Source organism: Methylomagnum ishizawai, from assembly GCF_900155475.1.
Lineage (GTDB): Bacteria > Pseudomonadota > Gammaproteobacteria > Methylococcales > Methylococcaceae > Methylomagnum > Methylomagnum ishizawai_A.
Genome location: NZ_FXAM01000001.1, coordinates 3206858 through 3230245, shown reverse-complemented (window position 1 = coordinate 3230245; position 23388 = coordinate 3206858). Strand labels below are relative to the sequence as shown.

The following is a 23388-nucleotide window of genomic DNA, read 5'->3' as shown; positions in this document are numbered from 1 at the left end:
CGAGGTTGGCATGAACGAAGCGTATTTGCAGACCCTGGTGCGCGAGGCGGTGGGCGAGGTCTTGGACCAGCGGGCGCGGATCGACCAGGAAACCCATGCCGACCACCATGCCTGGATCCAGGCCAAGATCGAGGCCGAAAAGGAACGGGCGGAAGCATGGCGGGATATCCGGCGCACGGCCCTCGGCTGGGCGGTCACGGCGGTATTGGGCGCGGCGCTGGCGTGGTTCGCGGGCGCGTTCGGCTGGAAGGTCGGGGGCGGCCAGTGACGGAGGGAGGCCGCGTCCTTGCGGCTGCGCTCAACGGAACAGGCTCGCCAGCAGCGGCACGACCTCCGCCGCCACGACGAGGGCCAGCATCCATTGAACGAGCGTGAGCTTGCCGTCCATCTTCTCGAACCGGGCATCCAGCCTGAGTTCGAGTTCGCGGACATCCTGCCGGACCAACTCCACGTCCCGCTTGGTGGCGAACTCGCCTTCCCCGGTGGCCTCCCTGAACGCCTTGGACACGGCCTCGGCCTGCTTCGGATCGAAGCCCGCTTCTTGCAAGGTCTGGATGAATTTGTGGGTGTCGAAGGTAATGGTCGCCATGGATGGGGTTCCGGGAAATGTGGGTAGAGGGTATGCCCTGTGGGCGGGCGGGGCAAGGGCCGCGTCCTTGCGGCGGGGGTTCATCAATATTGCGTCGGTATCACTCCAATGTTCGAAGCCTTCCGCGTCCAAAGCACGTTCGTCCTCAAGGACGAAACCCTGCCCGCCCTGCTGAAGATGGCGGCGGAAGTCGATAGGCTGGACAAGAAGGTCAAGGCCGTCCAGAAGAACATGGACATGATCGCCAAGCTGGCCGATCCGCTCAACCGTACCGCCGGGGCCGTGCAGATGATTTCCCGGCACCTGTCCACCGCCGAAACACGGTCAGGCCGGTTGCTCGCCAACCTCACGGGGATTTCCCGCCTCAAGTTCAACGCCCGCGATTATGACTTCGGCGGATTGAACTCCGGGGATGGGGCCGCTGCTGCGGTGGGGGGCGGCTCGCGGCGCGGGCGCTCGGGAGGGGGTACACCCATGCCAGCCATGGAGGAACCGTTCTATGCGCCCTTGCCGGTGGTTCCCTTCGCACGCCCGCCGCAACAATCGCCGCCCGCCATGCCAAGCTGGCCGGTCGGCATGATGGCCGGGGGCGCGGTCGGCAGGGTCATGTCCAATGGCGACATGGTTCCCCCGCCCGGCGCGGGCGGCGGGGGCCGTGGCTTCCCTCCTGGCGGAATGCCCCCCTGGCTGGGCGCTCCCGATTGGATTCCGGGGAATAGGCGCGGTGGCAATCCGTGGGATCGGTGGGATAGGCGCGAACCCTTCGACGGGGGGTTCCGGGAGCCGGGCGGCGGCGTCCCGCCCGGAATGCCGCCCCAACCGCCCCGTGGGCCGTTCTTCGGCCATGGGGCGCACTCGTGGCAGGACATGCACGCCGGGGCGATATTGACCGGCATAGGGGCTTTCGGCACCCATGGCTTATATGGGGCGACCGAAGCGGCGGGGGAATATCAGCTTGAACAGTTGCGCCTAAAAAGCCTCGGCATGTCCAATGATGCCATGGGCCTTGCCAATAAGCTCGCCAACGAAAATAAGCAATTCGGTGTAACCGCCTCGCAAAGTCTGGCGTTGATACGGGACGCGCAGCAGGCGTTCCGGGATTCCGCCGGGTTACATCATGCCGAAATGGTTTTCCCCTTACTTTCCAAGCTCCATTATGCCAGCGGGGTATTGGGAGACGCGCAAGGGCAAGCCTTCGAGCGGCAATTCATGGACGTGATGAAAGTCGCCGAGTTCCGGGGTGGCATGGGGTCGAAGGAAGCCTTCGAGAGGCAGGCGAACATGATGTTCCAGGCTTCCACTTCGACCGGCAACAGGGTGAGGGCGTCCGATTATCTGACTTTTTTGCGTAACGCTGGAATTTCCGCTTATGGCTTGAACGACAGGGCGCTCTATTACGGGCTAGAACCCATCTTGCAGGAATTGGGGCCATCCCAAGCCGCCACGGGGATGCAGACGGCTTATAACCGTACCCAGCTTGGTATCGGCCTAAAACAGGCCGGAAAAGGCGTCGGGCAGGAAATGCTCAGGATTGGGTTCCTCGATCCAAAAGGTGTCGAGTACGATAAGAAAGGGATGTTCAAGCAATATAAGCCCGGCGCTCATCCCATGCTTGACAAGGGGTTGATGTATGAAAATCCAATTCAGTTCTATACCGATTTCGTAATCCCGCATTACAAGAAAGCTGGGATCATTTCCGACCGTGATCGGCAAAACGAGAACGCGCTGATCTTTGGCAGGACGGGCGGGAAGTTTTACAACGCCATCGACAAGCTGTTGCCGATTATCCAAAAGAGCCTGGAAGTCACCGAGAAGGCGATGACAATTTCCCAGGCTGCCGAAGGCGCGGCTGGCACCAAAGTCGGCGCGGAAGAACGCATGGCCGCATCCTGGAAAAACTTCGCCACTGCGGCGGGATTGCCATCCTTGCAGGATTACACGACGGCGGTGAACAGCCTTTCCGGCGCGGTGGAGACCGGAACCAAGCTCATGAACGAACACCAGACCGCCACCAAGGTCATGGCCGAAGCCCTGGGCGTGCTGTTCGGCGCGGCCATGATCGGCGGCGCTTGGAAATTGACCAAGGCGGCGGCGGGGTTCGTCGGGCTGGCCCCGGACCTCGCGGCAATCGCCGCAGTCAGCCCTGCGGCGGCGGCTGGACTGGGAGCGCTGGCAGCGGGGATCGGCAGACTTCCGGGACTGATCGCGGCAATCGGGCTACCAGCCGCCGCAGGCAACGCCATCGCCGACTACATGAAACCCCCGGAAATCGACCCGCGCAAGGCCGGGCCGAACACCTGGGAACCCAAGAGGATCGGTGGACGCTGGGAGGATTTGCCTCCGGTGGATGGAGGGGACTATGGCCCAAACCGGCCATCCAAGCTCCAGACCACCCCGCCGGGTGGACACCGGGTTGTCGAAGTCCACACCACCCTTGAGGTGGACGGGAAGAAGATGGCGAAAACGGTCACGAAGCACCAGGCCAAGGAAGCCAACAAGCCCCAATCCTCCGCTTCCCGTCCCGATGGCCGGCGCAACCTGCAACCCGTCGCCGGGAGCGCGGGCCGATGAGCGCCGAAACCCGGAACCTCAAGGTCAAGCTGGGGGACTTCGAGTTCCGGCGCTTCGAGGTGCCCGACGCCATCCACACGGGCGGGACGCAGATATTGGCCGTCCATCAGTTGATCGGCGGCAACCGCGTGGTGAACGCCATGGGCCAGAGCTACGCCAACATCGAATGGTCCGGCACCCTGACCGGCCCGGACGCCTGGAACCGGATGGCGGCGCTGGACGCCATGCGGAAGTCCGGCAAGCGGTACGTCCTGAGCTTCTACGGCCTCCGCGCCCCGGTGGTCATCGAGGAGCTGCGCCGGACCATCCATACCGTCGCACTGATCGATTATTCGATTTCGCTGCTGAACGTGACCGGCGCGAAGCTGCCGCCACAGGAGACCACCCAGGACGCCGTGGGCAAGGACGTGGCCGAGACCAAGGCGCTGGGGAAGCGGGTGGACGACGGCATCTTGACCGATGCCCTGGATACACTGGACGGCGCGGTGCAGAAGGTCTCCGATTTCGCCAACGCCGCCCAGGACACCATCAACAGCGTCATGCAACCCATCGGGGCCGTGGTGGGGCGCGTCCAGGAACTCATCACCACCACCACCACCAACACCGTCGTCAACATCACCACGCTCGGCGGCATCCTGCCCACCAACCCGATAGCGCGGAAGGTGGGCGGCCTGGTCGGCGGCGTCACCAAGTACACCCACCTGCCTCAGCTCTACCAATTGCAAAGCACCATGGGCCGCATGTCCACCAATGTCGGGGGCGCGGCGACGGCGGGCAAGACCGTGACCGTGGCGGGCGGGAACCTCTATCGGGTGGCGGCGAAGGAAACCGGCAACGCGGCGGATTGGTCGGCCCTCGCCAAGGCGAACGGGATGACCGATCCGAAGATCGAGGGCGTCAAGACCTTGACCCTCCCCAAGAATCCGGGCGCGACCGGCGGGGTGCTGGTGAAATGAACGGCGAAGCCCTGGCCCTGATCCCCCGTGGCATCGTCAAGCTGAACGGCGAGATCGTCCACGGCTGGATCGAATTCGAGACCGAGGCCAATGCGTTCTACGAGGCCGACACGTTCTCCCTGTCGTTCGCCACCGACGCGCCGGACGGCAAACCCGCCGCGTGGTTCATTGGGCAAACCGAACTCCTGGTGGAACTCCTGGTGGTGGTGTTCGACGGGGCCACCGCGAACGCCGACATCCTGGAACCGGCCACGTCCATCTTCTACGGGCGGGTCGATACCCTGGATTACGACCCGGCGGAAGGCGTCGTCGAGCTGTCCGGGCGCGACCTGACCGGCAAGCTCATCGACACCAAGACCACCGGGAAATGGCAGAACCTGCCCGCGTCGGAGATCGTCCGCATCATCGCCGGGAAGAACGGCTTGACGCCCGTGGTGACGGCCACCGCCGGGAAGGCCGGGGCCTATTACGAGATCGACCACGTTACTTTGACGAACGCCCGCACCGAGTGGGATTTGCTGACCTATCTGGCTGAACGTACCGGAAAAGTTGTGTATATCCAGGGGAAGGCATTGCATTTCGAGGACAAGCCGGAATCGGGAGCCTCAAATTTTCTAATTGAATGGGTTACAACATCGGATGTTAGGGGTTATCCAGTTAGTAATGTCGAGAAATTGCGATTTTCCAAGAGCCTGACCCTCGCCAAAGACGTGATCGTCAAGGTGCGGTCGTGGAACGCCAAGCGGAAACGGGCCTTCACGGTACAAGCCAGGGCCACGAAGCGCCCCAGCACGGCGCTTGCCCAGGAGGCCCAGCCGGAAGGCGATGCCCAGGTTTATTCGTTCTCCAAGCCCGGCCTTTCCAAGGAAGACGCGCTGGCCTATGCCCAGCAGAAGTTGGCGGAAATCAGCGCCCACGAGCTGAAGCTGGCGTTTTCCGCGCCCGGTACCCACGCGCTGAACATCCGCACCCTGATCGAGGTGCGCGGCACCGGGACCCGGTTCGACACCCTCTATTACCCGGACACCATCACCCGGCGGTTGGCCCCGGACGATGGCGGGTATTCGATGGAGGTGGCCGCGAAGAACCACGATCCGAATTCCGAGGTATTGATATGAAAAACATCGAGCAGAATACCGTCATCGTGTTGCTGCTTGGCGTGTTGGGCGTCCTGTCGCTGGGTGTCCTGGCCTTTGTGCCGGAAGCCAGGAACGAGGCGGGGATTGTCGCGGGTTCGGCTATCAGCGCCTTGGCGACGCTGGCCCGGCAGATGGGAAAATCCGATGCGTGACCTCCTGAACGCCATGCGGACCCAGGCGGCGCTGGTGGGCGGCGGGAAGCCCGCGCCCCGCTTCGGGGTGGTGTCGGCCTACGACCCGGACGCCTACGCGGTGCGCGTGTTGCTGGACCCGGAAGACCCGGCCACCGAAACCGGCTGGATGCCCCTGGCCTCCCCGGCCATCGGCAACGGCTGGGGTATCCTGGCCGGGCCTTCGCTGGGGGACCAGGTGGAGGTGGGGTTCCTGGAGGACGATCCCGAACAGCCCTACGCGGCGGGCCGCATCTATTCGGACGCCGACCGGCCCACCCCGGACATCGACGGTGCGCCCACCGGCTGCCCGTCCGGGGAAATCTGGCTGGTGGCGAAGGGCGGGGCGCGGCTGCGGTTGCTGGCCGGCGGCGTGGTGGAGATCGTCGGGACCACGATCCAGAGCCAAGGCGACTGGCGGCACACCGGCACGATCACCGCCAGCGTGGACGTGGTGGCGGACGGCATCAGTTTGCGCGGCCACACCCATGGCGGCGTGCAAACCGGAAGCGGCGACACGGGAGCGCCCAAATGACCGCGGACATCGACCATTGGTTCGGCCAGGACACCGGCACATCGGTGACGGGCGACTTGCAGCCCGTGACCGGCGTGGACCGGGGGCGGCAGCGCATCCTGCGGCGGCTCATGACCGTGCCGGGCACCTACATCACCCACCCGGACTATGGGGCGGGCCTGCCCCGGTATATCGGTGCGGTGCCGGATGTCCCGGAAATCCGCGCCCTGATCCTGGAACAGATGGAACTTGAGGCTGCCGTGGGCCAAGACCCCGCGCCCCAGGTCGCGATCCAGCCCATCCAGGATGGGGTGGCCGTCACCCTCCGCTATCTGGACGCCCCGGAACAGGTGCCGGTGGTGCTTGCCTTCGACGTGACCCGGTGAAGCCATGGCCCTCGACACCAAAACCTTCGATACCCTGGTTTCCGAATTCGCCGCCAATGTGCAGGGCCGGGCCTCCGCGTTGATCGATTTCGCGGTCGGCTCCATCCTGCGGGCCGTGGGCGAGGCCGCTTCCCTCGTCGTCCTGTGGCTACAGGGACTCGTCCTGCAAGTCCTGGCCCTGACCCGGTTCGCCACCTCGACCGGCCCCGACGCCGAATCCTGGGCGGCGGACTTCGGATTCGCCAAGATCGCGGCCACCTATGCCACGGGGTCCGTGACCTTCGCCCGCTTCACCACGGGGCGGCGGGCCGTCATCTATCCCGCCACCCTGGCGCAGACCGCCGACGGCTCGCAAACCTACGCCGTCGTCGCCGATACCGCCCATCCGGCATGGTCGGCCACCGACGGCGCCTATGTGGTGGAGGCGAACGCCCCAAGCGTGGCCGTGCCCGTGCAAGCCCTGGCCGCCGGGGCGGCGGGCAACGCGGCGGCGGGACGGGTGTCCGTCATCGTCGGCCAGGGCATCCCCTATATCGACACCGCGACCAACGCGACCCAGTTTGTAGGCGGCGCGGATATCGAGGGCGACGAGGCGTTCCGCGCCCGCTTCGTGCTGTGGTTCAACTCGCTGTCCAAGGCCACCGGGACCGCGCTGGACTACGCCATTGGGCAGGTTCAAAGCGGGTTGAAGTGGAAACTGGTGGAAAACCAAAACCTCGACGGCTCGCCCCGGCCCGGCTACCTCTACGCCGTGGTGGACGATGGCAGCGGCGACCCGCCCGACGGGTTGCTGGACGCGGTGCGGGCGGCGATGGCGGGCGTCCGCGCCCTGTCGATCCAGTACGCCGCGTTCCCGCCGGAGGTGCTGGGCGCCGATGTGTCGCTGATTGTCGAGGTTGATGCCGCCTTCGATCCGGGCGAGGTGCAAGCCGCCGTGCGCGATGCGGTGCTGGCCTACCTGGGCGGATTGAATCTCGGGCAGGCACTGCGCTGGACGAAGCTCGTGCAGATCGCCTACGACGCCGCGCCGGGGGGCGTAACCAATGTCCGCACGATCCTGGTGAACGGCCAGATGCGGGACTTGGAGGCCGGCGACGAACAGGTGATCCGCGCCGGTACGGTGGTGGTGGGCTAGATGGCGACCGGCGACAAGACGGACCTCCTGCAACGCCTCCAGGCGGTCCTGCCGCCCTGGTTCGGGAACGGCGGAACCCCGATTCTTGACGGCGTGCTGGCCGGTATCGCCGGGGGGCTGGCGTCGGCCTATGCACTCGTCGCCTACGCCCGCGCCCAAACCCGGCTGGGCACCGCCGCCGATTTCTTCCTCGACCTCGCCAGCATCGACTTCTTCGGGGCTGGCCTGCCCCGGCTGCGGGGCGAGACGGACGACGCCTTCCGTAGCCGGATCAAGGCGGCCATGTTCCCCGAGCGCGTGACCCGCGCCGCCATCGCCCGCGTGGTGCGGGAACTGACCGGGGCGGAACCCCGGATATTCGAGCCGTGGAATACCGGCGATACCGGCGGCTATGGCGCGGCGATGGGTTACGGCGTGGCCGGGGCGTGGGGCAGCTTGGACCTGCCCTATCGGGCGTTCATCGACTACACGCTGCCGGACCTGCGGGGCATTCCCGGTGTGGGCGGGTGGGCCGGGTATCACGGCGGTTGGGGCGCTGGGGCGCTCCGTTATTCGGCGTTGGAGGATATGCCCGGCTACCTGTCGCCCCAAACGTTGGGGGCGGCGGTGCAGCGTAATAAGGCGCGGGGCACCTTGATATGGATGCGGCACGCGGTCGATGTCGCGGTGCCCGCGCCGCCATCGCGTGATTTTTCGGCCTTCGCCACGATGCCCGGCTGGTCCGCGACCGGCCCAGGCCCGCCCGGCGAGGATTTCCTGTTTTCCGGCCCCTGCGGCCATGGCATGGCCTGGACGTGGGGCGACGGTTCTCTTGTGCATGTGGAGACCTAGATGGATAGACCGTTCGCGCATTACGGGGCGATCCCCCTCGATACCGATTTTTTGAAAGCGGGGCGTTATGCCATGATCGGCCTGGGCAAGTTGGCCGAGGCCGTGTTGGGTCCGGGCACCTGGGTCCATGGCTTGGATTGCACGCCCACCTTGACCCCCGGCTTGTCCGTCCTGGTCGGCCAGGGTGAAATCTACGCGGTCGGCAACGTGGACGACACCGACATGGGGCGGCTGGTGGCGGACACCACGAACCAGATCGTCAAGCAGGGGCTGGTGATGGGGAATACCAGCCTGACCGCGTTCAGCGCACCCGGTTCTTCGGGACAGGCCCGGAATTATCTGGTGCAGGCGCGGTATGTGGACGCGGATACCAACGCGGTCGTCCTGCCCTATTACAACGCCGCCGATCCAGGCTCCCCTTTGTCCGGCCCGAACAATTCTGGCAGCGCCAGCGCCACCGCCCGGCAAGGCGTGTGCGTGGTGTCCCTCAAGGCCGGCACCGCCGCGACGGCGGGTTCCCAGGCGACGCCGACCCCGGACGCCGGGAACGTGCCGCTGTGGGTCGTCACCCTGGTCTACGGCCAGACGGCCATCGCCGCCGGGGATATTTCCAGGCATCCCGACGCGCCCTATATCAGCGGCCTGAAGGATTCCGGCGGGTTCGCGATAGCGGGGAAAGTCGGAAAGCTGGATACCGATATTCAAAATGTGTCGAATGGCGTCCCGTTGCTCGTGACATTCGGGAACACCCAATATGGCGCACGCTATTGGTCGGGCGCGGACAAAGCGTTCGTCGCGCCGGTCGATGGGGTTTACGCCATATCGGCGAACGTCATTTGGCAAAACCCGAACACCTCGTCCACCTGCTGGCTGGAGGTCTATGTCAACGGCACCGTCGATTCCCGTGGCGTGGAAGTCCAGGGCAAGGGCGTCAACCTGAGCACGCCCATCGCCACCGACCTGTTATTGAGCGCCGGCGACAAGGTTTCGATCAAGGCCAATATCACCGGCGATAGCGAACCCATCGGCATAAACCACGATGCCGACAGGTATTCCTATTTCACCTTCCGCTTCGCCGCCTACCCTCCCGCTTGAATTCGAGGCCAACCCGCCATGACGGTACAAACCACGGATTACTTGAAATCCAGGTTCCAGGATGGGGATATCCCATCGGGACAGGATTTTGCCGATCTCATCGACAGCATTTTCAGGCCGGTCACAATCGCCGCCGACCATGTGACCTATGGCAATGACGGCTATCCGGCTATCGCCAATGTCCAGCAGGCGCTCGACACCCTGTTGTATGTGGCCCCCCAGGCATCCATCACGAACAGCGTCGGCACGGTCGAGATCGGCTCGACGGTCGCCGCCGTCACGCTGGACTGGACCGTCAACAAGGCGATCATCGGCCAATCCATCGCCGCGCCCGGCCCCGGTACCATCGACCCGGCCCTGCGGACGCTGGCCCTGTCCGGGCTGCACCTCACGGCGGACACCACGTTCACCCTGGCCGTGGACGACGGCACCCATACCGCCAGCGCCGCGACCCCGGTGCTGTTCCGCCACCGGCGGCGCTGGGGCGTGTCGGCCCAGGCCGTGCCGGACGCGGCCTTGATCGACGCCCTGGCCGGGGCCGAATTCGCGGCGGGGCGGACACAGAGCCGGAGTTTCTCGCCGTCCGGCCAGTACCTCTATTTCGCCTGGCCGTCGAGCTTCGGCACCCCGGTTTTCCTGGTCAACGGCTTGCTCAACACCGCCTGGGTCAAGACCACGGTGGGCTACACCAACCCCAGCGGGTACACCGCCAACTTCGACGTGTACCGCAGCCAGTTCCTCCAATCCGGCGGCCAGCAGGTGGTGGTCCAATGACGGCGATCCAGGGCACCAACGTCGCCGCGCCCATCGTGCCGGGCGATACGGCGGACACCTTCCCCAGCCACGTCGATATTTACGGCAAAGGCGGCTACCGGGCGGTGGCCGACGACACGGCGCGGGATGCGATTCCGGCCCCGCGCCGTAGCGCCGGTATGTTGATCTGGCACGAGGCGGACCGGGCCTACTATCGCCTCGCCAGCGATCTGACCTCGTGGGAGGCTGGCCCCGGCGGCGGCGGCGGCGACATGTTCGGAGCGCACAACCTGAACGAAATCACCGACCCGGCGGAAGCGCGGGGCAACCTGGGTCTGGGCGAGGTGGACAACACCTCGGACCTGGACAAGCCGGTTTCGACGGCGACGCAAGCGGCGCTGGATTTGAAGCTGGACGCATCGGCTTATAACGACCGTTTCAAGGGGCTGTACGCCGCGTTGTCCGCCCTGCAGGCGGCCCACCCCACGGGCGCGGCGGGTGACTATGCCCAGGTGGACAGCGGGGTCGGCGGGGCACTGCACATCTATTCGTGGGACGTGAGCGACGGCGCGTGGGTGCTGACCAGTTCGGACGGCACCGGCGCGGCGAACACGGACCAACTGCCGGAGGGTTCGACCCACCTCTATTTCACGGCGGCGCGGGCCATCGCGGCCTGTACCGGGGTGTTCCAGCCGCTCAATACCTTATTGACGGCCCTCGCCGGGTTGTCCGGGACGGGATGGCTCAAATTCACATCCGGCGCACCTTCGGTGTCGGACATCGCCGCTGCGGACGTGTCCGGCCTGGGCACCGCCGCCACCCGTAACGTGGGCACCGGATCGGGCGACGTGGCGGCGGGGGACGCTCCGGCGGCGGCGATCACGGCCCATATCACGGCCACCGACCCCCATGGGGATCGCGTCTATGCCGACGCCATCGTGGCGACCAAAGCGCCCCTGGCCTCCCCCGCGTTGACCGGCATCCCGACCGCGCCCACGGCGGCCCTGGGCACCAACACCAATCAAGTCGCCACCATGGCCGCCGTGAAGGCCGCCATCGACGCGCTGGTGGCGGGGGCACCGGGAGCGCTCGACACCCTCGACGAAATCGCCACGCAGCTTGCCAACGACGAAAGCGCCGTCGCCGCGCTGACGGCGGTGGTGGCGAACAAGCAGCCGCTGGACGCCACCCTGACCGCGCTGGCCGCCCTCGTGACGGCGGCGGATAGGTTGGTCTATGCCGATGGGGTGGATTCCTTCGCCACCACCGACCTCACCGCCTTCGGGCGGACCTTGGCCGGGTTGGCCAATGTGGCGGCGCTGAAAACCCTGCTCGGCCTGGCCGTGGGGGATATTACCGGCCTGGGCAGCGCAGCGACCCACGACGCCGACGACTTCGCCACCGCCGCCCAGGTCGCGGCGCTGGCGGGCTACGACCTGCCGTTTTGCTTCGAGGGGTCGCCCGCCGCCTCCGCGCGGCTGGTCGCCATTATCCTGGTCCGGCCCGTGTGGCTGCCCTTCGACCTGGACGGGTCGATATTCCGGGTGGACGGGGCGGCGGGGGATTACGTGCTGGCCGTCCAGCAGGTCCGCGACGGCGGGGTGCTGGTCGCGGGCACGGCCACCCTGCACACCGATGGCACGGCCACGCTTCTCCTGGACGGCGACGTGGACGGCTGGACGGGCGACGAGATTTGGATATTCGCCCCGGCCACGCCCGATGCGGGCGTGACCTCGGTCCGGGGCGCGATCAAGGCGGAGGCCGTCTTGCCATGATGGGACATCGCGTCATCACCGGGATTGCGCCGCACGGGAGCGGCGGTGGCGAAGGGGCGCCGGTCCCGGTGTTCCAGTTCGCCGATTATTTCAGCCCCGACTCGTGGTCGAGCGTGTTCCCGGATGGGGAGGGCGGCTGGGTGGTCAACGTGTCCATATCCGCAGCTTCGGCGGTGGTCGGCATCGACGCCAGCGGTTCCTACGATCCCGCCGGCGGGACGCTGGAGTTCCTGTGGAGCTTCCCGCCGCCCTTCGCCTTCGACGACCCCACCGTGTCCGCGCCCAGCGGCCCCTGGCCCGCCAATGGCGGGCAATACCCCGGCGTGACGTTCTTGACGATCACCTCGACCGCCAGCGGGTTGTCCACCGTCCTGACCGGCCTGTTGCAGATCAATTGGTTCTGAACGTCGAGGTTGGGGAGGTCGGGGGCGGTGTTTTGGGTTCCCGGCCCGCCGCGATTGCGGAGGTGGTGGGCAGGCTCTTATGCGGCGGAAATTGCGTCTACGCGGGCTTGAATATCATGGCCGGTTATCACTGCCGAGCCGAGAAGCTGTTCGAGGTCTACCCGGAAAGCTTCCATCCCCGGCCCAAGGTGGTGTCGGCCATCGTGCGGTTGGTGCCCCACGCGACGCCGCCGGTCGAGGTGGACCCCGTGGTGCTGGGCAAGGTGGTCGCCGCCGCGTTTTCCCAGCGCCGCAAGACCTTGCGGAACTTGGTCAAGACCTTGTTCGAGGAGCGTGAAATCGAGGCCATGGGGATCGATCCCAATGTGCGGGCGGAGACTTTGGGCTTGGAGGAGTATGCGCGGATGGCGCGGCGGTGGGCGGAGAAATCGCGATAGGGCGGGTTATCGGTGGATAAGGAAAAGCCCGGAAGGTTTGAAGCTTCCGGGCTTTTTTCATCCGGGCCGGATGGCGCGAAGGCCTTAGGTCTAGGCGAAGGCGTAATCCGCCAGCGTGGTGGAGGCTGTACCCTGCAAAGTACCGACCAGGGTTAGTTCGGTGGAACTGACCAGGGCATCCGCGCTTGCCGACTTGAACAGGAACAAGGCGCTGTCGCTGCCGTTGTCCACGGCGAACAGGCGTATATCGCCAATCTTGTAGGCAGTTCCGCCCGAGCCTATCACCGCCGCCGCCGAATCGACGGTGATGATCCCGGCGATATCCTGGGTGACAATCACCAACTCCGCCGTCTTGGCAAAGCCACCCGGTCCCGCAAGCACGGCACCGCCATCGATGGCGTGGTCGCCGTCGCCGATCCTCTGGCCGCTGGCCTTGTCCAGGAACAGGATATGGTCGGTGCCGGAGAGGAAGTCCAACACCGTATCCGCGCCGCCGTTGGCATTGCCGAACACGAAGCTGTCGGCCCCGCTTCCACCCGCGAGGCTGTCCGCGCCCGCCCCGCCGTCCAGCCGGTCGTCGCCCGCGCCGCCCGTGAGGATGTTAGCGGCGCTGTTGCCGGTGAGGGTGTTAGCGAGGTCGTTGCCGCCACCATCGATAGCAGCGGTACCGGACAAGACCAGTTTTTCGACGTTGGCCGGGAGGGCGTAGGTAACGCCGCTGGTCACGGTATCGGTGCCTTGATTGGACAATTCCGACACCACGTCGCCGCTGTTGTCCACGATGTAGCTATCGCTATTAGCGCCGCCGACGAGGAGGTCGGCCCCGCCCTTGCCGTCCAGGGTGTCGTTACCCTGGCTACTGGTCAGGGTATTGTTGGCGCTGTTGCCGGTGAGGAGATTGGCGAGACTGTTGCCGGTCCCGCTATTGGCGAGCCCGCCGATGAGGGTGAGATTCTCGACGTTGGCGGGGAGAATGTAGCCAATTGTGCTTTTGACGGTGTCGAGCCCAGCGCCGATGGCCTCGGTAACGAGGTCGCCGGTGTTGTCCACGTAGTAGAGATCGTCGTCCAGCCCACCCGCGAGGCTATCCGCACCTTTGCCACCGTCGAGGGTATCGTTGCCGACACCGCCCGCGAGGGTATTCTTACCGGTGTTGCCGATAATTTGATTGGCGAGACTGTTACCGGTGCCCGTGAGATCGGTGCCGCCGGTGAGTGTGAGATTTTCCACGTCATCGGGCAGGGCGTAGCCGATGGAACCCAGCACGGTGTCGATGCCTTCGCCGGGGTTTTCGGCCACGGCATCACCCGTGTCGTCCACGAGGTAAGTATCGTCGCCCATACCGCCCGCGAGGGTATCCGCGCCGGTGCCGCCGTCAAGGCTGTTGTCGAGACTATTGCCGGTGAGGGCGTTGGCGAGACTGTTGCCCGTGGCCGTGACCGCACCGGCCAGGAGGGCGAGGTTTTCGACATTGGCGGGTAGGGTGTAGTCGATGGCGCTCAATACGGTGTCGATGCCTTCGCCCGCGTTTTCATTGACGGCATCGCCGACATTATCGATGAAATAGAGGTCGTCGCCTCCAGCACCCCTCAGGGTATCCGCGCCTCCCAAGCCGTTGAGGGCATCGTTGCCGCTGGTGCCGGTGAGGGTGTTACTGGCGCTGTTGCCAATGAAAAACCGGCTCAGTGCGCCGCCGCCCGCGAATTGGAAGGTTTCGATCCGATAGCTGGTATCGGATGAGAGTTGGTTTTGTACGGTCAGCTGGTCGTTTGTGCCATAGCCAATCACCAAGTTGCTGCCCACGCGGGTGATGCCATTCAGGCCGACCAGTTTTACATCGGCGAAAATCACCTGGTCGGTGCCACCACCGCTGCCGCCACCGCCGCGTTCGTTGAGGGTATCGTTCCCGGACCCCGCCACGAACAGGTAGGTATCGTCGCCGCCGCCGCCGCTCAGGTTGTCGTCGCCCGTGCCGCCATCCAGGCTATCGTTGCCGTCGCCACCCGCCAGCGTGTCGTTGCCGGCCAATCCCTGGATGCGGTCCACCGTGTTGGTTCCCGTCAGCAGGTCGTCGGTCCCTGTGCCCGCGAGGTCGAAGCCCTTGGCCAGGAGTTCGCCCAGGGTGAACTGGGTGCCGTCGGCGAAGCCGAACAGGCCGACGCTGGAACCGTTGAAGACGTCGTTGGGGTCGAATCCTTCGATGTGGAGTTCGTCGCCGCCGCCGAGGTCGAGCGCCAGCGAACCCAGCCTCAGGGTTATGTCCTTGGCGCTGGTGCCGGGGCCGAAGATCACCACGGTGTCCTTGTCGGGGTCGTAGACCGTGTCGTGGCCGTCGCCCTTGTTGTAATAGATGGTGTCCTTGCCGCTGCCGCCGTAGATCGTGTCGTCGCCAGCGCCGCCGGTCAGAGTGTCGTCCCCGCCGCCGCCGAACAAACGGTCGTTGCCCGCCCCGCCCAGCAGGGTGTCGCCGCCCTGGTCGGACGTGGATATCTGGCCGTCCACATCGTCGCCATAAAGGATGTCGTCGCCGTCGCCGCCGTTCAAATAGTCGTCGCCGGTCTGTCCGGCCATCCAGTCGTTGCCAAGGCCGCCGTCCAGGATGTCTCCGCCGCCGTTCGGGGCCAGCCGGGTTTCGGAGATAAACCCGGCTGGCGTCGTCAGGGTGTAGTCGTCGCCCGCGACGCTCCAGGTCCAATTGAAGACGTTGCCCGACACCGGCGTTACAGTACCGGATATGCCCACCATGGCGGCCTTGGTCGCGTCCCAGCGGTAGGATAGGCCCAGAAGGGGCGTGACAAAGGGTAATGCAGGCGTGTATTGGGCATCCCCCAGCAACAGGTCGTCGCCGGCCCCGCCCCTGACGAGGTCTTCCCCGGCCCCGCCGAACTCGACATCGCGGTTGCGGCTACCATAGAGGGAGTCGTCGCCGTTTTCCCCGCCAAGCCAGTCGCCACGGTCGCCGCTGTCGGCTGCGGCGATCAGCCAGTTGCCATCGCCAGTGTCGCCCCACAGTTGGTCGCTGCCATAGCCGCCGAGCAACACGTCGGATTTCGCGCCGCCGTAGGCCTGGTCGTTGTCGGTGGCGGTGGGGTTGGAACTGGTAGGGAGGCCGGTGCGGATATAGTCCTGGCTGTCGCCGCCCTGCACCTTGTCGTTGCCGTCATAGGCGTTGGCGACCTGGTTGCTCAGGCCGCCGCCGGTGGTGATGATGTCGTCGTATTTGCTGCCATAGAAGAAATCGCTCTTGGTGCCCCCGTCGAATTGCACGCCTCTGGGGGCGTCGGAGCCGTCCATGCGGTAGTAGGCCGTGCCGTTGGGGAAGCTCAGCGACACGCGGGGGGGCACCACCGGGTCCGCCGTTCCCAGGCTCAGGCCGAATTCGCCGTTTTGCCAGCCGTCGATATCGGCCACGCCTTTGTATTCGCCGGTGTTGACGTCGCGCACCGACAAGCGCCAGTCGCCGTCCAGCATCTCCCGCAGTTCGTAGTTCTTGTCGGCGCTGTAGTAGATTTGCCCGCCATCGATGGCGGGCTTGAACGCGCCGGAGACCGGCGAGCCGTCGATTTGGATTTGGTTGGTGCCGCTGTGGTCGAGGAGGGTGTCGATGCCGCCGGTGGATTGCAGGAGGTGGGTATCGTCGCCGGAACCGCCTTCGAGATAGTCTTTGCCGTCGCCGCCATTGAGGGTGTCATTTCCCGTGCCGCCGAATAGCTTGTCGGCTCCCTTGCCGCCATTCAAGATATCGTTACCCCGGTTGCCTTCCAGGTAGTCGTTGCCGTCATTGCCGTTGAGAGTGTCGTCACCGCCCATGCCGTAGAGGTGGTCGTCTTTCACGTCTCCACTGAGGTTATCCGCTGCCGTATCGTCCCCGAAGGCGATAATTGTTACCGGCAACGTCAGCGAGGCGGGATCCTGGCCGATTTCATAAACGTGTTGAGCGGAGTCGGTATCGCCTTTCTGGTCATACAGGGTTCTCAGGGTACCCGGCACATAGGCTACGTTTTCTTCATCGGTGTGGGCTTTCGCCCACAGGAACTCGGCGCGGTCGGCCAGCCACTGCTTGGTCAATTCACCCGCGCCAGTGGCGGAATCGTAGAGGTCCAATTCCCCGTTGGCGTTGTGACCGCTGTAATCGATGCCGGTCAGGGCGAAGACGCTGAGTGATTTCAGGGCATTGCGCGTCGCCAACCCAAGATCGTCGCCTCCTTTCGCCAAACCGGTCACTATGAACGCATCGTAGTAGTCCAAACGCCGCAGGCCGATGGCTTGGGCATCAGTGCCGACCGTGGAGAAAAATGAGTGGGCGTGGTCGGCGAAGCTCTGGTCGTTGGTGCCGGTTAGCGGCTTGCCCTCATAAGCGCTGCGCAGCATGTCGAGGACGTGGTTTGCATCTAACTGGTCGATAAAGGCCACGGCATCGTTGATCACCGGATTGGTGGTCGCCGGCAGTGCTAATCGCAAGTCATTGAAGTTGCCTGCGTTATTCGTGAGGAAGGACCAAATGGTCGGTCCCAGGATCAAGGCATCGGTCACGGGTTGATCCCCGATGTGAGCGAACGCGGCCTCAAGCCCGCTTTTGAACGCCTGGTAGGCGAACAGCACGTCGCGCATGTCGTTGAGGGTATCGATCCCGCTGGAGGAGACGCCGGTTTTCATCAGCCGACTGGTTTGGTCGCTGTTCAGCATCGTGAACAGCAGGGTGCCGGACCACGCGGCGTTGGTGGGTGGGGCGGCGGTATCTTGCGAATCGATGCTGAATAACACCTTGCCTACAGCCGTGGCATCTGCTTCTGCAATTCGGGTGATATCTGGGACTTGGCCTCGCGGCCAATCTCCATTTCTTCCTAACAAATCATTAAAAAGATTCTGAGCTACCGCATTAGAAGCATCTTGCATCTTGCAATCGCTGAGAGCTGTATCATAACGCAACTGGTATTGGGTATCGGTATAAGCCCGAATTAATGCGGACATGGCACCACGATTCGCGTTGGCTTCGGTAGCTCCCCTCAACCACAGCAATGTCGAATCAGTGGTTGCCACGCCTTTAGCCTCAAGCGTATCAGCCAGCCATTGATAAATCTCCCAATAGCCAATTTGGCCGTTGTGAGCCTGGTTTTCCTTGGCTGTTAAGGTATTTAACTCGGCCTCGTTGAGAATGATCGTCATGGTTTATGCCTTCTTAAGTAGTTGAAGTACACGAATAATTTCAAGATAGATTTCCGGCCAATCAGCACAGTGCTTTTGATTCATCCTGACACCCACCCAAATACCTAGCTGCCACATAAATCCTGTGCCGCCGGTACCCTCAGCACGACTGTTATCACAGGTGGCTACGGGCGGTAGGCCATCAATGCCATTTAGGTAGGTAGCCACATAATATGTCACATGATCTATTGAATACCCATGCGGCCCAATGACATGCTTCATCTGAATAGCTTCAAGCCCAGGTCGAACTTGGGTACGACTTGCGATCCAGTCATTCGCCTGTGCAAGTTCAACAAGCTTATATCCCCTAGGCTCTGGAGGTATATTGCTTGACCGAAAGAAGATTTCTATAGAGAAATCATATCCTTTTCCAGCCTTTACTAAAGCTTGCATTTCGTCTGGGCGTCTCGCATTTGAAATTAGTGGTTTGTGTTCCCACCATTCAAAAGAAGCACCATTAGAACTGCCACTGAAATACTCCTTTGGTCCAATAAGCCATCGCCCATTAAGCTTAAGAGCTACCTGTTTTATAGGGTTGTACTTGGGCAAAATATCGCCCTCGCAGAAATGATCCTGGCAATACTGCCAATGCGCTTCCCGGCTTTTCACCTGTCCCTCCTGCATGCCGCGCCACAGCCAAAACCCCAACCCAGTGCATACGAGTAAAATGAATTTAGTTTTGTGCTTCATAACCAGCCCACGTAGATACTGTTAATCCGATCAAGTCCCGTGAAGGGAACCTCGAAAAACCGGGGTCATGGGACAATAGCGGACCTGAACTTGGTGCCTGAACCGTGATGATCAAGGAAAGCCCGAATGCCGCCCAGGAACGCGAAGCCCGGCTGGACCGGCTGGGCGACGTGCTGCAAGAAATGGAGAAGTACATCGACTTCAAGGCGCTGGCCGCCGAGGTCGACCGGGCCGCGCCGCGTCCTAGCCGGGCGCGTGGCGGGCGTCCGCCGTTCCCGACCGAGTTGATGGTCCGTGCGTTCATCCTTCAGAACTTGCACGGACTCAGCGATGAACAGATGGAGCTCCAGGTGCTGGACCGGTTGAGTTTCCAGCGGTTCCTGGGGCTGCGGCACAGCAGCCAGGTGCCGGACCGGACCACGTTCTGGACGTTCCGCGAGCGGCTGGCGGCGGCGAAGGCCGGGGAGGCGTTGTTCGAAGCGGTGAACCGGCAGTTGGCCCGGCACGGCTACATCGCCCGTGGCGGGCAGATCGTGGACGCCAGCCTGGTCCCGGTTCCCCGGCAGCACGTCACCCGGGAAGCCCGCGTAGGTGCGATTAGCGCAGCGTAATCGCACGGATTTCATACCTCGATTACGCTGCGCTAATCGGACCTACGGCCTTGATCTGATAATCAGCAAATATTCCTTGGCTAAAGGAAAAGCCATCAAAATCCAGATGGCCCGATGCCTCAAACTGAAGATTGTTTCCACGACATGCCGTGACACGCTCGCCAAGCTTTTCCCCATGATTCCACCCAGTTAAAAAGAATCGCGTATCCGACCCAAAGATGCGCTACCATACCAATACCATACACGGGAGTCATGTCAGCGAAAGCTGATTTTTTTGTAGGCAAAACCCTACAAAAGCCGAAGGCGATTGCCACAGTTCCGGCAAGGCCAGTGTCGAATCAACGACAATATCGGGCCGCACCGCCGAAGCCCGTGCCCCCGCATAAGCCCCCCGATACTTGCCACTCCTCGCATCCACGAGAAATCCACAGTGGGCTTGCCCGTCGCTACGCGCCCACAGTTCGGTGATTCCGCCCTGGTGCTGGTAGCGCAGTTCATGGTTGGAATCGACCCGCACCAGCGGCGCACCATACCCGACCGGCAATTTATGGCGTGGCCGGATCGTGGCCTGGGGCGACAGGGCAGGGGAGGGCAGCGTGAAAGAACGTGAAAGCAGGCGGGCAGAGGGTGGCAACCACTGGCACAGTCTGGCAAGGATTCACGCGGAGCAGGCGTGGAATTGCCTTTTAAATCAGTGTCTTGCGTTTGGAGTGGTGGATTCACACGGCAGGGGTCATAGGTTCAAATCCTATACCGCCCACCAATTCACTTTCCGAATCAAAGACTTAAAAGCCGGGCCTAAAACCCGGCTTTTATTTTGCCGGAATTTTGCCGGATTCACTTCCGGCGGCGCACCAGGGCGAATTCCGGCTTTCGCTCCGCTTCCGTCTCGCACAGGCGTTCCATGCACTCGATAAGGCGGGCGATTTCCGTCTTGCTTAATGCGGTTTGGCCCGGTAAGGGCTTGATCCGCCCAGGATGGAACCCCGTCTGCGGCGTGACGGACCCGATCCAGCCCGGATCGAACCCTACCCCCAAGCGGCCCGGTATAATCCCGGCGATCTTCAATCCAAGTGAACGAGGTCACCATGCACCGCACCCCAATTTCCCTCGAAGACGAGCAATACGCCGTTTGAGCCGGGGGAGCCCGGAAGGCGGGCGGCAGCATCGCCGATATGACCGGACGGTGCTCGATTTGCCAGTGAATGGCCCTTTTCCCCGCCAAGATTTCTCCCATCCGCCCGAACCTGCCACAATCCCCCGGTCCCATCCCGGCCAGACCCCAATATCCTCCCGACCTCCATGGACATCATCCGAATCCGCGGCGCCCGTACCCACAACCTCAAGAACATCGACCTCGACCTGCCTCGCGACCGGCTCATCGTCATCACCGGGCTGTCGGGTTCGGGCAAATCCTCGCTGGCTTTCGACACCCTCTACGCCGAGGGTCAACGCCGCTATGTGGAATCGCTGTCGGCCTATGCCCGCCAATTCCTCTCGGTCATGGAAAAGCCCGATGTGGACCATATCGAAGGCTTGTCCCCGGCCATTTCCATCGAGCAGAAATCCACCTCGCACAACCCGCGTTCCACCGTCGGCACCATCACCGAAATCTACGACTACCTGCGCCTGCTCTACGCCCGCGCTGGCACGCCGCGCTGCCCGGAACACGGCATTTCCCTGGAGGCACAGACCATCAGCCAGATGGTGGACCATGTGTTGAGCCAACCTGAGGACTCGCGCTGGATGCTGTTGGCCCCGGTGGTCAACGCCCGTAAGGGCGAACACGCCCAGGTATTGGACGATCTCCGCAACCAGGGCTATATCCGCGCCCGCATCGACGGCGAGGTCTACGAACTGGACGAGCCGCCCAAGCTCGACCTGCGGAAAAAGCACACCATCGAAGTGGTGGTGGACCGTTTCAAGGTGCGGTCCGATTTGGGGCTGCGGTTGGCGGAATCGTTCGAGACCGCGTTGAAGCTGGCCGACGGCATGGCTTTGGTGGTGTCGATGGATGGGGACAAGCGAGAGCTGATCTATTCCGATAAATACGCCTGCACCCTGTGCGGCTATTCCCTGAGTGAACTGGAGCCGCGCATCTTTTCCTTCAACAACCCCAAGGGCGCGTGCCCTGGGTGCGATGGCCTGGGGGTGAAGCCCTATTTCGATCCGGCCTTGATCGTCACCCAGCCCAAGGCCAGCTTGGCCGAAGGCGCGGTGCGCGGCTGGGACCGGGGCAATGCCTACCACTATCAATTGCTGCTCAACCTGGCCGGGCATTACGGTTTCGATATGGAGCGGCCCTTCGAGGAACTCCCGGAAGCGGCCCGCAATATCGTGTTATATGGCAGCGGTAAGGAAATCTTGACCTATACGCTGAAATCCGCGACTGGTAAGACGGTGGAACATCGCCATCCGTTCGAGGGGGTGATTCCCGGCATGGAGCGGCGCTACAAGGAAACCGATTCCCAGATGGTACGGGAAGAACTGGCGAAATACCTGTCGGCCAAACCCTGTCCCGCGTGCGGCGGGGCGCGGCTGAACCGTGCGGCCCGGCATGTCTACGTGGCCGATACCGCCTTGCCCACGCTGACCGGATTGCCGATCCGCCGGGCGGTGGAATTCTTCGACGCGCTGAACCTGACCGGACGGCGCGGCGCGGTCGCGGCCAAGATCGTCAAGGAAATCGGCGAGCGCCTGCGTTTCCTGGTCGATGTGGGTTTGGATTACCTGACCCTGGACCGCAGCGCCGACACGCTGTCGGGCGGTGAGGCCCAGCGTATCCGTTTGGCGAGCCAGGTCGGGGCGGGTTTGGTGGGCGTGATGTACGTGCTGGACGAGCCGTCCATCGGCCTGCACCAGCGCGACAACGAGCGCTTGCTGGAGACCCTCAAGCGGCTGCGCGACCTGGGCAATACCGTGATCGTGGTCGAACACGACGAGGACGCTATCCGCACCGCCGATTACGTGGTGGATATTGGCCCCGGCGCGGGCGTGCATGGCGGGAGCATCGTGGCCCAGGGCACGCCGGAACAGGTGATGGCCGATGCCGGGTCGCTGACCGGGGCTTATCTCGCGGGCCGTTTGTCCATCGAAGTGCCCGAAGCCCGCTACGAACCCGACCCGGAGCGGATGCTGCGCTTGAAAAATGCCAGCGGCAACAACCTCAAGGGCGTGGACGCGGCATTTCCAGTGGGTTTGTTCACCTGCGTTACCGGCGTGTCCGGCTCGGGCAAATCCACCTTGGTCAACGACACCTTGTTCCGCCACGCCGCCCGCGCCCTCAACGGTGCTTCGGAAGCGCCCGCGCCGTGCGGGGCTGTCGAGGGTTTGGAACATTTCGATAAGGTGGTCGATATCGATCAAAGCCCGATAGGCCGCACGCCGCGTTCCAATCCGGCGACCTATACCGGCGTGTTCACCCCGATCCGCGAACTGTTCGCTGCCACGCCGGAAGCCCGTTCCCGTGGCTATGTGCCGGGCCGGTTCAGCTTCAATGTCAAAGGCGGGCGCTGCGAAGCCTGCGCGGGCGATGGCGTCATCAAGGTGGAGATGCATTTCCTGCCGGATATCTTCGTCCATTGCGATCTCTGCAAGGGCCGGCGCTATAACCGCGAAACCCTGGACATCCGCTACAAGGGCAGGACCATCTACGAGGTGCTGGAGATGACGGTGGAGGAGGCCCAGGTTTTCTTTTCGGCCATCCCGACCGTGGCCCGCAAGCTGGATACCTTGATGGAAGTGGGCCTGGGTTATATCACCTTGGGCCAGAACGCCGTGACCCTTTCGGGCGGCGAGGCCCAGCGGGTGAAGCTGGCGCGGGAATTGTCGAAGCGCGATACCGGCAAGACCCTATATATCCTGGACGAGCCCACCACGGGGTTGCATTTCCACGACATCCGCCAATTGCTGGGTGTGCTGCATCAGCTCCGCGACCACGGCAATACGGTGATCGTGATCGAGCATAACCTGGATGTCATCAAAACCGCCGATTGGCTGGTCGATCTGGGGCCGGAAGGCGGGGAAGGGGGGGGGCGGATCATCGCCACCGGGACGCCGGAACAAATCGCCGACGATGCGGTGTCCCATACCGGGCGGTTCTTGCGGAAGGTGTTGGGGCGGTGACT

19 protein-coding genes are annotated in these 23388 nt (G+C 63.6%); 16 read left to right on the top strand and 3 right to left on the bottom strand.

Annotated features, from left to right (window positions below):
• The first annotated feature begins 10 nt into the window (after nt 1-10).
• Nucleotides 11-268 (top strand): hypothetical protein, encoded by a 258-nt coding sequence (locus B9N93_RS14310; protein ID WP_085214763.1) that lies wholly within the window; start codon nt 11-13, stop codon nt 266-268.
• A 30-nt stretch (nt 269-298) separates the two neighbouring features.
• Here the strand turns inward: B9N93_RS14310 and B9N93_RS14305 are convergent, their stop codons facing one another.
• Nucleotides 299-589, bottom strand: coding sequence for a CCDC90 family protein (locus tag B9N93_RS14305; RefSeq protein WP_085214761.1), 291 nt, complete (start codon nt 587-589; stop codon nt 299-301).
• A gap of 108 nt (nt 590-697) precedes the next feature.
• Here B9N93_RS14305 and B9N93_RS14300 point away from each other — a divergent pair, with 108 nt between their 5' ends.
• From B9N93_RS14300 to B9N93_RS25545, 13 genes are read left to right on the top strand one after another with little or no spacing between them, the layout of a single operon-like run.
• Nucleotides 698-3160: a hypothetical protein gene (locus B9N93_RS14300; RefSeq protein ID WP_085214759.1), complete on the top strand. Its 2463-nt coding sequence runs from the start codon at nt 698-700 to the stop codon at nt 3158-3160.
• Nucleotides 3157-4116, top strand: coding sequence for a hypothetical protein (locus B9N93_RS14295; RefSeq protein ID WP_085214757.1), 960 nt, complete (start codon nt 3157-3159; stop codon nt 4114-4116). The genes B9N93_RS14300 and B9N93_RS14295 overlap by 4 nt, the downstream gene beginning before the upstream one ends.
• The gene (locus B9N93_RS14290; RefSeq protein WP_085214755.1) at nt 4113-5234 is read left to right on the top strand and encodes a phage late control D family protein; all 1122 of its coding nucleotides are present in this window, start codon (nt 4113-4115) and stop codon (nt 5232-5234) included. The genes B9N93_RS14295 and B9N93_RS14290 overlap by 4 nt, the downstream gene beginning before the upstream one ends.
• Nucleotides 5231-5407: a hypothetical protein gene (locus tag B9N93_RS25555; protein WP_176225263.1), complete on the top strand. Its 177-nt coding sequence runs from the start codon at nt 5231-5233 to the stop codon at nt 5405-5407. Before B9N93_RS14290 ends, B9N93_RS25555 begins: the two co-directional genes overlap by 4 nt.
• On the top strand, nt 5400-5960 hold the full coding sequence (locus B9N93_RS14285; protein WP_085214753.1) for a phage baseplate assembly protein V: 561 nt from the start codon (nt 5400-5402) through the stop codon (nt 5958-5960). The genes B9N93_RS25555 and B9N93_RS14285 overlap by 8 nt, the downstream gene beginning before the upstream one ends.
• Nucleotides 5957-6325, top strand: coding sequence for a GPW/gp25 family protein (locus B9N93_RS14280; protein ID WP_085214751.1), 369 nt, complete (start codon nt 5957-5959; stop codon nt 6323-6325). The genes B9N93_RS14285 and B9N93_RS14280 overlap by 4 nt, the downstream gene beginning before the upstream one ends.
• Before the next feature lie 4 nt (nt 6326-6329).
• A complete protein-coding gene (locus B9N93_RS14275; RefSeq protein WP_085214749.1) occupies nt 6330-7460 on the top strand; it encodes a baseplate J/gp47 family protein in 1131 nt (376 codons plus the stop codon).
• Nucleotides 7461-8291, top strand: coding sequence for a hypothetical protein (locus B9N93_RS14270; RefSeq protein WP_085214746.1), 831 nt, complete (start codon nt 7461-7463; stop codon nt 8289-8291).
• Complete coding sequence (locus tag B9N93_RS14265; protein WP_085214744.1) at nt 8292-9386, top strand: hypothetical protein; 1095 nt, start codon at nt 8292-8294, stop codon at nt 9384-9386.
• Between the two features lie 18 nt (nt 9387-9404).
• Nucleotides 9405-10160 (top strand): hypothetical protein, encoded by a 756-nt coding sequence (locus tag B9N93_RS14260; RefSeq protein WP_085214742.1) that lies wholly within the window; start codon nt 9405-9407, stop codon nt 10158-10160.
• Entirely contained in the window at nt 10157-11914 is a 1758-nt protein-coding gene (locus B9N93_RS14255) for a hypothetical protein (protein WP_085214740.1), read from the top strand. The genes B9N93_RS14260 and B9N93_RS14255 overlap by 4 nt, the downstream gene beginning before the upstream one ends.
• On the top strand, nt 11911-12318 hold the full coding sequence (locus B9N93_RS25550) for a hypothetical protein (protein ID WP_176225262.1): 408 nt from the start codon (nt 11911-11913) through the stop codon (nt 12316-12318). Before B9N93_RS14255 ends, B9N93_RS25550 begins: the two co-directional genes overlap by 4 nt.
• Entirely contained in the window at nt 12309-12755 is a 447-nt protein-coding gene (locus B9N93_RS25545) for a ribosomal RNA small subunit methyltransferase A (RefSeq protein ID WP_176225261.1), read from the top strand. The genes B9N93_RS25550 and B9N93_RS25545 overlap by 10 nt, the downstream gene beginning before the upstream one ends.
• Before the next feature lie 90 nt (nt 12756-12845).
• Here the strand turns inward: B9N93_RS25545 and B9N93_RS26725 are convergent, their stop codons facing one another.
• Both B9N93_RS26725 and B9N93_RS24775 read right to left on the bottom strand, forming a co-directional pair.
• A complete protein-coding gene (locus B9N93_RS26725) occupies nt 12846-17519 on the bottom strand; it encodes a calcium-binding protein (protein WP_085214736.1) in 4674 nt (1557 codons plus the stop codon).
• A 405-nt stretch (nt 17520-17924) separates the two neighbouring features.
• Nucleotides 17925-18650, bottom strand: a complete 726-nt coding sequence (locus tag B9N93_RS24775) for a hypothetical protein (protein ID WP_125468989.1) — start codon at nt 18648-18650, stop codon at nt 17925-17927.
• Between the two features lie 107 nt (nt 18651-18757).
• On the opposite strand from B9N93_RS24775, the gene B9N93_RS14240 reads away from it, so the two are divergent.
• Both B9N93_RS14240 and uvrA read left to right on the top strand, forming a co-directional pair.
• A complete protein-coding gene (locus tag B9N93_RS14240; RefSeq protein WP_085214734.1) occupies nt 18758-19261 on the top strand; it encodes a transposase in 504 nt (167 codons plus the stop codon).
• A 1302-nt stretch (nt 19262-20563) separates the two neighbouring features.
• Nucleotides 20564-23386 carry an excinuclease ABC subunit UvrA gene (uvrA, locus tag B9N93_RS14230; RefSeq protein WP_085214730.1) on the top strand — a complete coding sequence of 941 codons (2823 nt, stop codon included), beginning with the start codon at nt 20564-20566 and terminating at the stop codon, nt 23384-23386.
• Nucleotides 23387-23388 lie beyond the last annotated feature (2 nt).